The organism is Saccharothrix sp. NRRL B-16314 (assembly GCF_000716595.1).
Lineage (GTDB): Bacteria > Actinomycetota > Actinomycetes > Mycobacteriales > Pseudonocardiaceae > Actinosynnema.
Genome location: NZ_JNXC01000036.1, coordinates 16,391 through 29,535, shown reverse-complemented (window position 1 = coordinate 29,535; position 13,145 = coordinate 16,391). Strand labels below are relative to the sequence as shown.

Below are 13,145 nucleotides of genomic sequence, written 5' to 3'. Positions count from 1 at the left end.
ATGGCCCGGTGACTGATATTCGTGAGCTCACCGTCGGGGTCCTGGGTGGTACGGGTGCGCAGGGCAAGGGCCTGGCGCTGCGGTGGGCCAAGGCGGGACTGAAGGTCGTCATCGGGTCGCGCAACGCCGAACGCGCCGAGGCCGCCGCCGAAGAGGTGCGCGAGCAGGCCGGCGTCGGCCACGTCAGCGGCGCGGACAACGAGGGGTGCGCGGCGCAGGCGGACGTCGTGCTGATCGCGGTGCCGTGGGACGGGCACGCCGACACCGTGGCCTCGCTGCGCGAACCCCTCCAGGGCAAGATCGTCATCGACTGCGTGAACCCGCTCGGCTTCGACAAGCAGGGCCCGTTCGCCCTGCCCGTGCCGGAGGGCAGCGCCGCCCAGCAGGCCGCCGCGCTCCTGCCGGACTCCCGCGTCACGGCCGCGTTCCACCACGTGTCCGCGGTCAACCTGGCCGACCTGGCCATCGAGCGGGTCGACAACGACGTGCTGGTCCTCGGCGACGACCGCGAGGCCACCGACCTGGTCCGCGCGCTGGCCGAGGCGATCCCGGGCTTCCGCGGCGTCTACGGCGGCCGGCTGCGCAACGCCCACCAGGTCGAGGCGTTCACCGCGAACCTCATCGCCATCAACCGCCGGTACAAGGCGCACGCCGGCCTGAAGATCACCGACATCTGATGCTCCCCGTCGACGACCTCGGCGAGCCGGTCGTGCTGCCCGGCCCGCCGCGGCGCGTGGTCAGCCTGGTGCCGTCGCTCACCGAAGCGCTGGTCACCGACGCGGTCGACCCGGCCGTGCTGATCGGCGCGACGGACTACTGCACGCACCCGCCGGACCTCGACGTGACGAGGGTCGGCGGCTCGAAGTACCCGGACGTGGACCGGGTGCTCGCTCTCCGGCCGGACCTCGTGCTGGCGAACAGCGAGGAGAACCGTCACGAGGACGTCGAACGCCTCCGGGCCGACGGCATCCCGGTGTGGGTCACGGCCGCGCCCGCCACCGTCCCCGCCGCCCTCGGCTCGCTGCGCCGCCTGCTCGGCACGGCGTGGGACGTGGAGCCGGGCTGGCTGGTCGAAGCGGAAGAGCTGTGGCGCGAGGTGACCCCGCCGTGGACGCGTGCGGTGATCCCGGTGTGGCGCAAGCCGTGGGTGATCCTGGGCCGCGACACGTTCGCCGGCGACGTCCTGCTGCGCCTCGGAGTGGTCAACGCCTTCGCGGACCACCCCGAGCGCTACCCGCGTCCCCGCCTCGACGAACTCCAGGACGCCGACCTCGCCGTGCTGCCCGACGAGCCCTACCTGTTCACCCCGGACGACGGACCCCAGTACTTCCCCGGCCTGCGCCCGGTGCACGTCTCCGGCCGCTACCTCACCTGGTACGGCCCGTCGCTGGTCGAGGCGCGCACCGCCCTGGAGACCGCGCTCCGGCCCTGAGCGTTCAGGCCCTGAGCGTTCAGGCCCTGGGGTTCAGGCCCTGAACCGGTCGGTCGCGGCCAGCAAAGCCCGCAGGGTGCCCGGCTCGTCGAACGCGTGCCCGGCGTCCGGCACCACCACCAGCTCCGAGTCCGGCCACGCCCGGTGCAGCTCCCACGCCGACGTGGTCGGTGTCGCCATGTCGTACCGGCCCTGCACGATCACACCCGGGATGCCGGCGAGCTTGCCCGCGTCACGCAGCAACTGCCCTTCCTCCAGCCACCCCGCGTGCCGGAAGTAGTGGTTCTCGATCCGCGCGAACGCCAGCGCGAACCGGGGCTGCGCGAACTCCGCCACCAGCTCCGGCCGCTCCACCAGCGTCACCGTCGACGCCTCCCACACGCTCCACGCCACCGCCGCCGCCTCGCGCACCACCGGATCGGGGTCGTCCAGCAGCCGGCCGTAGGCCTCGACCACGTCGGCGCCTTCCGGCACCAGTGCCGTCACCCGTTCCCACAGCTCCGGGAACAGCATCCCCGCCCCGCCGCGGTAGAACCAGTCGAGTTCCTTGCGCCGCAACAGGAACACGCCGCGCAGCACCAGCTCGGTGACCCGCTCGGAGTGCGTCTCGGCGTACGCCAGCGCCAGCGTCGACCCCCAGGACCCGCCGAACACCTGCCACCGGTCGACGCCCAGGTGCTCGCGCACCTTCTCCAGGTCCGCCACGAGGTGCCAGGTGGTGTTCGCCGTCAGGTCGACGGACGGGTCGGAGGCGTGCGGGACCGACCGACCGCAACCACGCTGGTCCACCAGCACGATCCGGTACACGGCCGGGTCGAACAGCCTGCGGTGCACGGGTTTGCAGCCGCCACCGGGACCGCCGTGCAGGAAGACGACGGGCTTGCCGTACGGGTTGCCGCACACTTCCCAGTAGACGCGGTTGCCGTCGCCGACGTCGAGCAGGCCCTGGTCGTAGGGCTCGATCTCGGGGTACATGAACACCACTCTGCCGTACCGCCGAGTCGCCGCGCGGACCCGCGAGGCCCGCGCGACGACCACAGGTGGGGCATCAGTGGAAGGTGTGCTCCGGGCCGGGGAACTGGTGGCCCTTGACCTCGGCCGCGAACTGTTCCGCCGCCGACTTCATCACGCCCGCCACGTCGGCGTACCGCTTCACGAACCGCGGCGCGCGACCCCGGCGCAGGCCCATCATGTCCTGCCAGACGAGCACCTGCGCGTCCGTGTCCGGTCCCGCGCCGATGCCGACCGTCGGGATGCGGAGGTCGTGCGTGATCTGCTTGGCGACCTCGCCGGTCACCATCTCCAGCACCACGGCGAACGCGCCCGCGGCCTCGACGGCGTGCGCGTCGTCCACCACGGCGTCGAACGCGTCACTGCGGCCCTGCACCCGGTAGCCGCCGAGCTGGTGCTCGCTCTGCGGGGTGAACCCGATGTGCGCCATGACCGGGATGCCCGCGTGCACGATGGCCTCGATGTGCGGTGCGAAGTGCTTCCCGCCTTCGAGCTTCACCGCGTGCGCGCGGCCTTCCTTCATGAACCGCACGGCGGTCGCCACGGCCTGCTCCACCGACACCTGGTAGGAGCCGAACGGCAGGTCGGCCACGACCAGCGAGCGCTTCACCGACCGGGTCACGCCCCGGACCAGCGGGATCAGCTCGTCCACCGTCACCGGCAGCGACGTGTCGTAGCCGTAGACGTTGTTGGACGCCGAGTCGCCCACCAGCAGCACCGGGATGCCCGCCTCGTCGAACAGCTCGGCGGTGTACATGTCGTAGGCGGTGAGCATGGGCCACGGCTCGCCGCGTTCCTTCATCTCCCGCAGGTGGTGGATGCGCACCTTCTTGCCGGTCGGGGCGCCGGAAGCCCCGTTCCCGTAGGGCGCGGTTACCTCGTTCGAGGTCATGTCGACCGTCCTCCCTCGGGGCCTGCGTCGTCGCGGGTCCCCGGGCCTTGTTGCACGGTTACCGGACCAGCGTGACACCGTCGCGGGAGGAATTGCGCGGAGTGCGAGGTGCTTCACACGGCCCGCGTTCGGGGCCGAATCCGACTGCACCGATCCGGAAAACCCCGCCGAGCCGAGCACGACCACCGGCCCGTCGGGGGGATCCGGACGCGTTCACGTGGTCGCGATCGGCGAGGGAGGCGATCATGGCGGACAACCGGATTTCTTGGAACGCGTCGTGGCGGTGGCCGGATGGCTGTGACCGGGTGGATGGGGCGGACGGCGGGCGTCGTCGCCACGGTCGTGCAGCTCGCGGCCCTGGCGTCGATCCTGCTGTTCCTGGTGGACGAGAGGTCCGATCTCGCCAGGGGCGTGCTGACCGTCGCGTACCTGCTGGGCCTGCCGGTCGGGGCCAACCCGTTCATCGTCGTGGTGCTGGTCGTGCTCGGCGCCGCCCTGCGCCGCCGCAAGAGGGCGGCGCTGTGGGTGTTGGTGCTGTTCCAAGCGGTCAACGCGGCCTCGTACGTGCTGTTGCTGACCCTCTACCTGATCGACCCGTCGCGCTTCCTCGGCCCCGACGAGCCGTCGAACCGGCTCCAGGCGACCATCGACCTCGGTGGTTTCACCGTCGTCAGCGTCGCGCTCCTGATCCTGCTGCTGAAGATCAAGCCCGCGTTCCCGGCCGAGCTGGCTCCCGGCGCGTGGCGGCAGGCGCTCCTCGTCCTGCTCGGTGGGCTCGTGGCGTTGTGCCTGGCCGGCTGGGCGCTGACCGCGGTGTTCCCGGGCTACCTGTACGGCACCTGGCACCGGTTGGTCTGGGTGGCGAACCAGGTCATCGGCGACGTCCTGCCGCAACGCCGCGGCGGTGAGGGACCGCCGGAGCTGGGCGCGCTGCTCGCCTTCGGCGGGCTTCTCGTGGCGATCGCCGCGCTGTACGTGTTCTTCCGCGGCGTGCGGTCCAGCCGCCGGCTCGACGACACCGAGGAGCTGGCCGTGCGGCGGCTACTGGCCGCGCACGGCGAGCAGGACTCGCTGGGCTACTTCGCCACCCGCCGCGACAGGAGCGTGGTGTTCGCCCCGAACGGCCGCGCCGCGCTCACCTACCGGGTGCTCGCGGGCACCACGCTGGCCGGCGGCGACCCGATCGGGGACGAGGAGGCCTGGCCGCAGGCGGTCCGGGCGTGGCTGGACGAGGCCGGGCGGTACGGCTGGCTGCCCGGCGTCCTCGGCGCGAGCGAACGCGGCGCGCACGTCTACGCGGCGGCGGGCCTCAAGGCGTTGGAGATCGGCGACGAGGCCGTGCTCGACGTGCGCGAGTTCACCCTGACCGGCCCCGAGCGGCGGGCGGTGCGCCAGGCCGTGAGCCGGGTGGAACGCGCCGGCTACACGTCCCGCGTGCGGCGGCACGCCGAGATCCCGTCCGACGAGCTGGCATCCATCCTCGACCTGGCCGAACGTTGGCGCGGCGCGGCCACCGAACGCGGGTTCTCCATGGCGTTGGGCAGGCTGGGCGACCCGACCGACGGCCGGTGCGTGATGGTCGAGGCCTACGACGCGAGCGGTGAGCTGCGCGGGCTGCTGTCGTTCGTGCCGTGGGGCAGGCGCGGGCTGTCGCTGGACGTGATGCGCCGCGACCGTGCCGCCGAGAACGGTCTGAACGAGTACCTGGTCACCGAACTCGTCGGGGCCGCCGCGCGCCTGGGCGTGCAGCGGGTCTCGTTGAACTTCGCCATGTTCCGCGCGGTGTTCGAGGAAGGCGGCCGGATCGGCGCGGGACCGGTGCTGCGGGCGTGGCGACGCGTGCTGAGCCTGGCGTCCAGGTTCTTCCAGCTCGAATCGCTCTACCGGTCCAACGCCAAGTACGGGCCCGACTGGCTGCCCCGCTACCTGTGCTTCGCCCGCGCCCGGCAGCTACCGCAGGTGAGCGTCGCGGCGGGCGTCGCCGAGGGGTTCGTGCCGAGCCTGAGGTCCCTGGTCGAACGCGGTTCGGCCCATGCCCTGCGCGGCGGCGCCGCGGACACGGGCTTCGCCGCGGCGGTCGCCGAGATCGACGCGACCAAGGTCGAGGCCCGGCCGGAACGCCGCCCGGAGCAGGTCCGGGTCCGCATCGCCAAGCTCGACCGGCTGCGTGCCGACGGCATCGACCCGTACCCGGTGGGCTACCCGCGCGAGCAGTCGCTGGCCGAGGCACGTTGGCGGTTCGGCGAAGTCGTCGCGGTGACCGGCCGGGTCGTGGCGCTGCGCGAGCTGGGCGGTCTGTGCTTCGCCCGGATTCGGGACTTCACCGGTGAGCTCCAGCTCATGCTGGACGCCGGACGCCTCGCCGACCTCGACGCGTGGAAGGCGGGCGTCGACCTCGGCGACCACGTCGGCGTGCGCGGCGAGGTGGTCTACTCGCGGCGGGGCGAGCTGTCCGTGCTGGCCGACTCGTGGACCGTGACGGCGAAGTGCCTGCACCCGCTGCCGGACAAGCGCAAGGGCCTGACCGGCCCGGAGACCCGCGTCCGCCGCCGCTACCTGGACCTGGTGGTGAACGAGGACTCGGCGCGGATGCTGCGGCTGCGCAGCGACGTCGTGCGCGGCATCCGCGACTTCCTGCACGACCGCGGGTACCTCGAAGTCGAGACGCCGATGCTGCAAGCCGTGCACGGCGGCGCGAACGCCCGCCCGTTCGTCACCCACATCAACGCCTACGACATGCGCATGTACCTGCGCATCGCGCCCGAGCTGTACCTCAAGCGGCTGTGCGTGGCGGGCGTGGACCGGGTGTTCGAGCTGAACCGGAACTTCCGCAACGAGGGCGCGGACGCCACCCACAACCCCGAGTTCACCATGTTGGAGGCCTACCAGTCGTACGCCGACTACACGACGATGCTGCACCTCATGCGTGAGCTGGTGCAGCACGCCGCCGTCGCCGCGCACGGCCGCCAGGTCGCCGTCCGCGACGGGCTCGAAGTCGACATCTCGGGGGAGTGGCCGATCGTCCCGGTGCACACCGCGGTCTCCCACGCCCTCGGCCGCACGATCACGTCCGACACGCCGTTGCCCGAGCTGCGCGGTCTCCTGGCCGACCACGGCGTCGAACCGGGCGACGACGCCGACCACGGCACGCTGGTGCGGGAGGCGTACGACGAGCTGGTGGAGCCGAACACCGCCGAACCCACCTTCTACACCGATTTCCCGACCTCGGTGTCACCCCTCGCCAGGCCGCACCGCGCCGATCCCCGCCTGGCCGAGCGCTGGGACCTGGTGGCGTTCGGCGCGGAGATCGGCACGGCCTACTCGGAGCTGACCGACCCGCTGGAGCAGCGCCGCCGGCTGGAGGCGCAGTCGCTGAAGGCGGCCAGCGGCGACGTCGAGGCGATGGAGCTGGACGAGGACTTCCTCGAAGCCCTGGAGCACGGCATGCCGCCCACCGGAGGACTGGGGATGGGCGTGGACCGGGTGCTGATGATGCTCACCGGCACGTCGATCCGGCAGACCGTGCTGTTCCCGTTCGTCAGACCCGTTCCGTGAGGAGGCCGGCGCGGGCCCGGATGTCCGCCGTGGCGGCGTCGAGCGCGGCGGCGTCGACGATCGTGGTGTTCCCCTCGTACGTGACGCCCGCCGGCACGGCGTCGCCGCCGACCGGGTCGGCGTCCCAGAAGTTGCCCCGGTAGACGACGTGCTCCAACGGCGGGCTGACGTGCAGGACGGACGTGTTGTCCGCGCGGGCGACCACGTTCTCCTCGACCGTGACCCAGCTCGCCCCGTAATCGGTGTAGAGGCCGAAGTTGTACGGCGTGCGGACGTCCTCGATGACGTTCCCGCTGATCACCGAGCGGTTGTCGGCGTCGCCCTGCGGGCCGGACAGGTAGATCCCGCCGCCGTCGGCCAGCACGCCCATGGCGCCGATCACCAGGTTGTGCGTGATCCGGGTGCTCCGGCCCGGACCGGCGACGATGCCGTTGTGCGGCACGTCGTGGACGTGGTTGTGCGTGATCGTGCAGTCCTCGGTGCCCAGGACGGTGACGCCGGGTGAGCCGGAGTGGTCGAGGCCGACGTGCGCGATGAGGTTGTCCTCGATCAGCACGGCCCGGCTGCCGGTGACCGCGACGGCGGAGGCGGCCAGCGTGTCGAAGTCGCAACCGCGCACCACGAGGTCCGCGCCGCCGGTCGCGCCGAGGCCGGTGGCGCCCAGGCGGGTGAAGCGGCAGCCCTCGAACCTCATCCCGGTGGTGCCGTCGAGCCGCACGCAGGCCGGGACCTGCTCCTGCCCGCTCGGCGCGGTCAGCCACGCGCCCTCGCCCATCTCGATCTTCTCGATCGGGCCGCCGTCGTAGTAGCCGTTGCCGTGGTAGTGCGGGAAGCCGTCGTCGCTGCCCGGCCGCAGCCACGTCGTGTCGGCGAACGTCAGGCCCCGGAACGTCACGTTCCGCGTGCCGGTGGCGTGCACCAGCACTTCCAGCGCGGGCACGACCACGTGCGGGTCCTCGTCCTGGCGCGGGAGGTAGTGCAGGACGTGCCCGCCCGGCCGCGACCGGTCCAGGGCGAACGTGCCGGGCTCGGTGAGGAGCGCCGGGTCGTTCTCGACGCGGGTCGGCGCCGGTGGACCGGCGGTCACCTGGCCGTACCACTCGGCGTTGTACAGGTCCAGGGCCCGGTCGAACGCGGGCCGCGCCATGGTGATCACGGTCTCGTCGCCCTCGCGGGTGACCTCGGCGACGGCCAGGCGTGCCTCCGTCCACGGGTAGACGCCCCGGTGCACGAACTCGACGCCCGCCGCGTTCCGCCAGTCCAACGGGTGGTCCGTGACGTAACCGGTCGGCGTCCGGCGCACGTCGCCGGGCAGCCCGTCGACACCGGCGCGCTCGGCCCGCCGGCCGTTCACCGCGAGGTGGCGGGTGACCAGGTCGCCGACCTCGGCCAGCCACACCCCTTCCGCCGTGCGGTGGCCGGTGACCTCCCGTCCGCCGCTGATCACGACCTCCTCCCGCGCGTCGGTGCCGTAGCCGAACGCCTGGTAGACGATCCGGTGGCCGTCGCCGCCGGAGTCGTCCTCGGTCAGCTCGAACGGCTCGGTGAGCACGTGCGTGCCCGTTCTGAGGTGCACGACCACATCACCGGTCGCCTCGCGGGCCGCCCGCCGCGCACGTTCCAGGGTGGCGAACGGCCGGTCGGCGGTGCCCGACGTGGCATCGTGCCCGGTCGGGGAGACGTGGAACTCGATCATGAGCACACCTTCCCTTGTTTATGGCGTAAACAGTGTTGATGTATACCATGGGCGCGGAGGTGCGTGATGGGGAAAGCCGACGATCCCGACCGCGGGGTCGAGCTGCTGTGGGACGACCGGCCGGCGTTGAGCCTGGACCGGATCGTCGCCGCCGCGGTCGAGGTGGCCGACGCCGAGGGGTTGGCCGGCCTGTCCATGCGCAAGGTCGCCGAACGGCTCGGCTTCACCTCCATGGCGCTCTACCGCCACGTGCCGGGCCGCGCGCACCTGGTGGACCTCATGCGCGACGCCGTGCTGGGGCAGCCGGTCGAGGCGTCCGGCGGCGACTGGCGGTCCAGGCTGGCGGACTTCGCCCGGCAGGCCTTGGATCAGCGGAAACGGCATCAGTGGCTGGCTGAGGTGCGAGGTCGGCACGTGCCCGGTCCCCACGCGCTCGCCCACTACGAGCACGCGCTCGGCATCCTCGTGGACACCGGCCTCACCCCGGCCGAGGTGGTCGCGGCGGTCGGCCTGGTCGCCCGGTTCGTGGACGCCGAGGCGCTGGCGCTGGTCGAGGCGGTACGCGCGGAGCAGAGCACCGGCATGAGCGACGACGAGTGGTGGGGTGCCCGCGACACGCTCTACGCCCGGTTCGACCGCTACCCGGTGCTGACCGGGCTGTGGGAGGCCGGTGGCTTCGACCAGTCCGTGTCGCCGTTCGAGTTCGGCCTGGCCCGGCTGCTCGACGGTATCGAAATACTCATCCGCGAGCGTGATGTAAAGCGTGATGAAACCTGTCGGATGTGTGGCGAACCGGTCGAGCAACCGACGTCCGGGAGGCCCCGCGCGTACTGCTCGCGCGGGTGCCAACAGCGCGCCTACCGCAAACGCAAGGCGAACTGACCGTGGTCAGGTCCACGGGGGCGTGTAGAGCGAACGCCTGACACGCTCGCCTCGTCATCGGCAATAGGTTCCGGCTCCATGGGGCATCGAACCAGGAAGATCGTCGCGGTCGCTGTCGCCGCACTGGCCGTGACGACCGCGTGCGGTGACGGGGGTGGGTCGTCAGCCGGGGGCGGCACAGGCGACGCCGGCAAGCCGAAGGCGATCACCAGCGCCGATGAGGTGATCAAGGTCGTGGACCAGGGCTTCCTCACCTACCGCCTCGTCAAGCCCGGTGTCGAGAGCGACTACGTGAGCTACGGGTACGTCATCGAGAACGTCACCGACGAGGTGGCCCTCACCGTCCGGGTCAAGGTGGAGTTCACCGACGCGGCGGGCGACCCCATCCCGGACCTGAAAACCGGAGGCAGCGAGTTCAGCGTCGTGCTGCCCGGTCGGCAGATGGGCGCCGGACGCACCGACCTGTTCGCCGGCCCGGCCCCCGGTGGCGACCGCCCGGCCATCGCCGGCATGAACGTCAAGATCACCATGATCCAGGCGCTGGACACCCCGGATGGCAAGCGGTACCGGAAGCCGCCTGGCTCCTACACCGAGTTGAAGACGGGTGACCCGGTCGCCGGCGAGCGGAACAGCAGGGCCGAGTCGGTCACGGTCGAGGTGACCAACACCTACGACGTCCCGCTGAAGCCGAAAGCGACAGCGGTGGTGCGGGATGCCGACGGCGTCATCGTGGGCGGCATGGACGGCAAGGCCATGGCCGAGCTTCAGCCGGGCGACAGCGCGAAGGCCAAGTTCTCCGAGCGGCCCATCGCGGAACCGAGGCTCGCCGGTGGAACCGTCGAGTGCTACGCGGACCCCAACCTGGGGCGGATGATCATCAGGGACGTCGTGTGGCACGAAGAGTGATGGCGCGGACGCCGGGCGACGACTGGAACCGCCCATCGGCCCCGACGGAGGGGTCGATGGGCGGCGCTTGTCCAGTCGTCAGACCTGGACGGTCGGCAGCACGATGAGCTGCCGCAGGTTCACCTGCTTCGGTCGGCTGGTGGCGTACCCGACCACGTCGCCGATGTCGGCCGGGTTCAGCGGCGGCACCTGCTCCCGCCACGCCTCCAGGTGCGCGTCCACCTCCGGGTTGTCCATGTGGTCGGCCAGCTCGCTGTTGACCAGGCCGGGTTCGACGTTGGTCACCCGCACGCCCAGCGGGCCGAACTCGGTGCGCAGGTTCGCCGACAGGTGCGTGACGGCGGCCTTCGTCGCGGTGTAGACGCCGTAGTTGGGGAAGGTGATGTGCGCGCCGACGGACGAGATGTTCACCAGGTCCGCCGTGCCCTCCGCGCCGGCTGCGACCAGGTCTCCGGTGAACGCCCTGGTCACGTTGAGCAGGCCCTTGACGTTGGTGTCGATCATCCGGTGCCACTCGTCGTCGCGGCCCTCGGTGATCGGGTTGGCCAGCATCACGCCGGCGTTGTTCACCACCAGGTCGACCCGCCCGAAAGCGGTGTGGATCGCCTCCACGGCCTCGGTGAGGTCACCCGTCACGTCGGCGGCGACCGCGAGCGCCTGCCCACCCTCGGCAGCGATCTTCCCGGCCAGTTCGGTGAGCCGGTCCGCGCGGCGGGCCAGCAGCGCGACCTTCGCCCCGGACCGGGCGAGGACGAGCGCGATCTCGGCGCCGATGCCACTCGCGGCACCGGTGACGACGGCAGTGCGGTTGTTCAGGTCGTAGGTCATGGCAACAACACTGGGGCCGGTCGCCGCCGGTACCAGAGGCCCTGCGCCACCTGTGGAGAGCCGTTCCCTAGGTCTGGCAGTACCCAGGCTAGGGCGGTCCGAGGCACCCATACTGGACAGGTGAACCACGACGTCGGCGAATTCCTCCGCAGCCGCCGGGCTCGCGTGCGCCCGGACGACGTGGGCCTGCCCGGTGGTGGCCGCCGCCGCGTCCCAGGCCTGCGCCGCGAGGAGCTGGCGATGCTGGCGGGCGTGAGCGTGGACTACTACATGCGACTGGAGCAAGGGCGGGCTCCCGCGATCTCCGACTCGGTCCTGGACGCCGTCGCCCGCGTGCTCCGCCTGGACGAGACCGAACGCGCCCACCTGCGCAACCTCGTCCGCCCGGTCCCGTCGAAACGCCCCGCGCCCCAGCACGTCCGCCCCGGCCTGCGGCGGCTGCTCGCCATGGCCGACGACGTGCCGGCGTTCGTGATGGGCCGCCGGGCGGACATCCTCGCGTGGAACCCGCTGGCCGACGCCCTCTACGGCTTCACCGGACAGGCGCCGGAGGACCGCAACGCCGCCAGGCACACGTTCCTGCGCCCGGAAGCCCGCACCTTCTACCGCGACTGGCCCACCGTCGCCGAGGACATGGTGGCGTTCCTCAGGCTGGACGCGGGCCGCTACCCCGACGACGCCAGGCTCGCCGCGCTGGTGGGGGAGCTGTCGGTCAAGGACGAGACGTTCCGCAAGCTGTGGGCGCAGCACCGGGTGATGGAGAAGACGCACGGCACCAAGCTCATCCACCACCAGGTGGTGGGCGACCTGGACCTCGACTACGAGACCCTGCAACCCACCGGCGACCCGGACGTGGTCCTGGCCATGTACACGGCCCGGGTCGGCTCGCCGACCGAGGAACGCCTCAAGCTGCTGGCCAGCTGGTCCGCAGAGCCTTCAGGAACGCCCTCAGAGCAGCAGGCCTGACTTCCAGCACCGGCCCGTCGACGTTCTTCGAGTCGCGCACGGCGCCCAATCCCGCCCGCAACTCGACACAATCACCACCACTGTTCCCGCTGTAGCTGCTCTTCCTCCAGGTCATGGCTCAACGCTAGCAAGCAAATCCGTGCTCGAAACCGCCAACAGCTCCTGGAAAACGGCTTCGTAGTGGGAGATCCGGCTCTCCTCGTCCACCAGCAGCCCGTCGGTCAACGTCTCGACGTACACGGTCTTGGCGCGGTCCTCCGGCGGGGTGAGGATCATGAAAGGGAAGTACAGCGCGCTCGTCAGTCCGACACTGTCCGGGATGATCCGGATGGTGACGTGGGGCAGCTCCGCCAGCTTCCTCAAGTGCGCGATCTGCTCGACCCTGGTTTCCTCCGACCCGACCGGAGCCCGCAACACCGACTGCCGGATCACCAGCGTGTAGTCCGGCGGGTTCTGCCCGGTGATGCGAGCCTGCCGGGCCATCCTCGCCTGCACCAGGCGTTCGACGTCGGCGGGCCGCAGCGCCGAGTTCGTCTCGATCACCGCCCGTGCATAGGCCTCGGTCTGCACCAAGCCGTGCAACAGATCCGGCCGGTACAACTCGATGCGCCGCGCGGTCTCCTCGGTGTTGAAGAACTTCCGCAGCCGGTCGGGGATGGCCGAACCCCACGGCGTCTTGGGCCGCCGCCGACGTGCCTCCTCGCCCAGGTGCAGGAGGTCCGCCCGCTCCTCGTCCTGCACGTCGAAGAGGTCGAGCAGGGCCGCCAACTCCAGCGGCGGCACCGAGGTGTCGCCGCGCAGGATCGTGCCGACCTTCGACACCGAACAGCCCAGCGTCCGCATGATGTCCGCGCGGTCCTTGCCGCTGCGCCGCATCAGCTCCTTGAGCCGTTCGGCGAGCCGCGTGCGGTAGTCGGTCGGGCTCTGACCGCTGGTGGTCATGGGTCTCCTCGACGTAGATCGCCGACAGTCTGCCC

At 71.4% G+C, this 13,145-nt stretch carries 12 protein-coding genes; 6 read left to right on the top strand and 6 right to left on the bottom strand.

Going from position 1 to position 13,145, the window contains the following annotated elements:
• The first annotated feature begins 8 nt into the window (after nucleotides 1-8).
• Complete coding sequence (gene npdG, locus OQ02_RS33565) at nucleotides 9-677, top strand: NADPH-dependent F420 reductase (RefSeq protein WP_033442682.1); 669 nt, start codon at nucleotides 9-11, stop codon at nucleotides 675-677.
• Nucleotides 677-1,432, top strand: a complete 756-nt coding sequence (locus tag OQ02_RS33560; protein ID WP_033442681.1) for a helical backbone metal receptor — start codon at nucleotides 677-679, stop codon at nucleotides 1,430-1,432. Before npdG ends, OQ02_RS33560 begins: the two co-directional genes overlap by 1 nt.
• A 33-nt stretch (nucleotides 1,433-1,465) precedes the next feature.
• On the opposite strand, the gene pip is transcribed toward OQ02_RS33560, so the two are convergent.
• A complete protein-coding gene (gene pip, locus OQ02_RS33555; protein ID WP_033442717.1) occupies nucleotides 1,466-2,407 on the bottom strand; it encodes a prolyl aminopeptidase in 942 nt (313 codons plus the stop codon).
• A 73-nt stretch (nucleotides 2,408-2,480) separates the two neighbouring features.
• A complete protein-coding gene (gene panB, locus OQ02_RS33550) occupies nucleotides 2,481-3,335 on the bottom strand; it encodes a 3-methyl-2-oxobutanoate hydroxymethyltransferase (protein ID WP_033442680.1) in 855 nt (284 codons plus the stop codon).
• Nucleotides 3,336-3,626: 291 nt separating this feature from the next.
• Between panB and lysX the strand changes: the two genes are divergently transcribed.
• Complete coding sequence (lysX, locus tag OQ02_RS33545; protein ID WP_033442679.1) at nucleotides 3,627-6,890, top strand: bifunctional lysylphosphatidylglycerol synthetase/lysine--tRNA ligase LysX; 3,264 nt, start codon at nucleotides 3,627-3,629, stop codon at nucleotides 6,888-6,890.
• Here the strand turns inward: lysX and OQ02_RS33540 are convergent.
• Entirely contained in the window at nucleotides 6,874-8,586 is a 1,713-nt protein-coding gene (locus tag OQ02_RS33540) for a right-handed parallel beta-helix repeat-containing protein (RefSeq protein WP_033442678.1), read from the bottom strand. The two genes, lysX and OQ02_RS33540, sit on opposite strands and share 17 nt — an antisense overlap.
• A 66-nt stretch (nucleotides 8,587-8,652) precedes the next feature.
• On the opposite strand from OQ02_RS33540, the gene OQ02_RS33535 reads away from it, so the two are divergent.
• Both OQ02_RS33535 and OQ02_RS33530 read left to right on the top strand, forming a co-directional pair.
• Nucleotides 8,653-9,468, top strand: a complete 816-nt coding sequence (locus OQ02_RS33535) for a TetR/AcrR family transcriptional regulator C-terminal domain-containing protein (RefSeq protein WP_033442677.1) — start codon at nucleotides 8,653-8,655, stop codon at nucleotides 9,466-9,468.
• 78 nt (nucleotides 9,469-9,546) lie between these two features.
• Nucleotides 9,547-10,374 (top strand): hypothetical protein, encoded by an 828-nt coding sequence (locus OQ02_RS33530; RefSeq protein ID WP_033442676.1) that lies wholly within the window; start codon nucleotides 9,547-9,549, stop codon nucleotides 10,372-10,374.
• Nucleotides 10,375-10,452: 78 nt separating this feature from the next.
• Here the strand turns inward: OQ02_RS33530 and OQ02_RS33525 are convergent, their stop codons facing one another.
• A complete protein-coding gene (locus OQ02_RS33525; RefSeq protein ID WP_033442675.1) occupies nucleotides 10,453-11,202 on the bottom strand; it encodes an SDR family oxidoreductase in 750 nt (249 codons plus the stop codon).
• Between the two features lie 120 nt (nucleotides 11,203-11,322).
• Here OQ02_RS33525 and OQ02_RS33520 point away from each other — a divergent pair, with 120 nt between their 5' ends.
• The gene (locus OQ02_RS33520; RefSeq protein WP_033442674.1) at nucleotides 11,323-12,168 is read left to right on the top strand and encodes a helix-turn-helix transcriptional regulator; all 846 of its coding nucleotides are present in this window, start codon (nucleotides 11,323-11,325) and stop codon (nucleotides 12,166-12,168) included.
• Here OQ02_RS33520 and OQ02_RS43005 read toward each other — a convergent pair.
• Both OQ02_RS43005 and OQ02_RS33515 read right to left on the bottom strand, forming a co-directional pair.
• Entirely contained in the window at nucleotides 12,107-12,283 is a 177-nt protein-coding gene (locus OQ02_RS43005; RefSeq protein ID WP_081916123.1) for a DUF397 domain-containing protein, read from the bottom strand. The two genes, OQ02_RS33520 and OQ02_RS43005, sit on opposite strands and share 62 nt — an antisense overlap.
• Nucleotides 12,280-13,110 carry a helix-turn-helix domain-containing protein gene (locus OQ02_RS33515; protein WP_051773109.1) on the bottom strand — a complete coding sequence of 277 codons (831 nt, stop codon included), beginning with the start codon at nucleotides 13,108-13,110 and terminating at the stop codon, nucleotides 12,280-12,282. Before OQ02_RS33515 ends, OQ02_RS43005 begins: the two co-directional genes overlap by 4 nt.
• Nucleotides 13,111-13,145 lie beyond the last annotated feature (35 nt).

Bases quoted from the DNA above. Each gene is read 5' to 3' on its own strand.
- OQ02_RS33560 (WP_033442681.1), top strand. From the start codon at position 677: ATGCTCCCCGTCGACGACCTCGGCGAGCCGGTCGTGCTGCCCGGCCCG.
- pip (WP_033442717.1), bottom strand. From the start codon at position 2,407: ATGTACCCCGAGATCGAGCCCTACGACCAGGGCCTGCTCGACGTCGGC.
- panB (WP_033442680.1), bottom strand. From the start codon at position 3,335: ATGACCTCGAACGAGGTAACCGCGCCCTACGGGAACGGGGCTTCCGGC.
- lysX (WP_033442679.1), top strand. From the start codon at position 3,627: ATGGCTGTGACCGGGTGGATGGGGCGGACGGCGGGCGTCGTCGCCACG.
- OQ02_RS33540 (WP_033442678.1), bottom strand. From the start codon at position 8,586: ATGATCGAGTTCCACGTCTCCCCGACCGGGCACGATGCCACGTCGGGC.
- OQ02_RS33535 (WP_033442677.1), top strand. From the start codon at position 8,653: ATGGGGAAAGCCGACGATCCCGACCGCGGGGTCGAGCTGCTGTGGGAC.
- OQ02_RS33530 (WP_033442676.1), top strand. From the start codon at position 9,547: ATGGGGCATCGAACCAGGAAGATCGTCGCGGTCGCTGTCGCCGCACTG.
- OQ02_RS33525 (WP_033442675.1), bottom strand. From the start codon at position 11,202: ATGACCTACGACCTGAACAACCGCACTGCCGTCGTCACCGGTGCCGCG.
- OQ02_RS43005 (WP_081916123.1), bottom strand. From the start codon at position 12,283: ATGACCTGGAGGAAGAGCAGCTACAGCGGGAACAGTGGTGGTGATTGT.
- OQ02_RS33515 (WP_051773109.1), bottom strand. From the start codon at position 13,110: ATGACCACCAGCGGTCAGAGCCCGACCGACTACCGCACGCGGCTCGCC.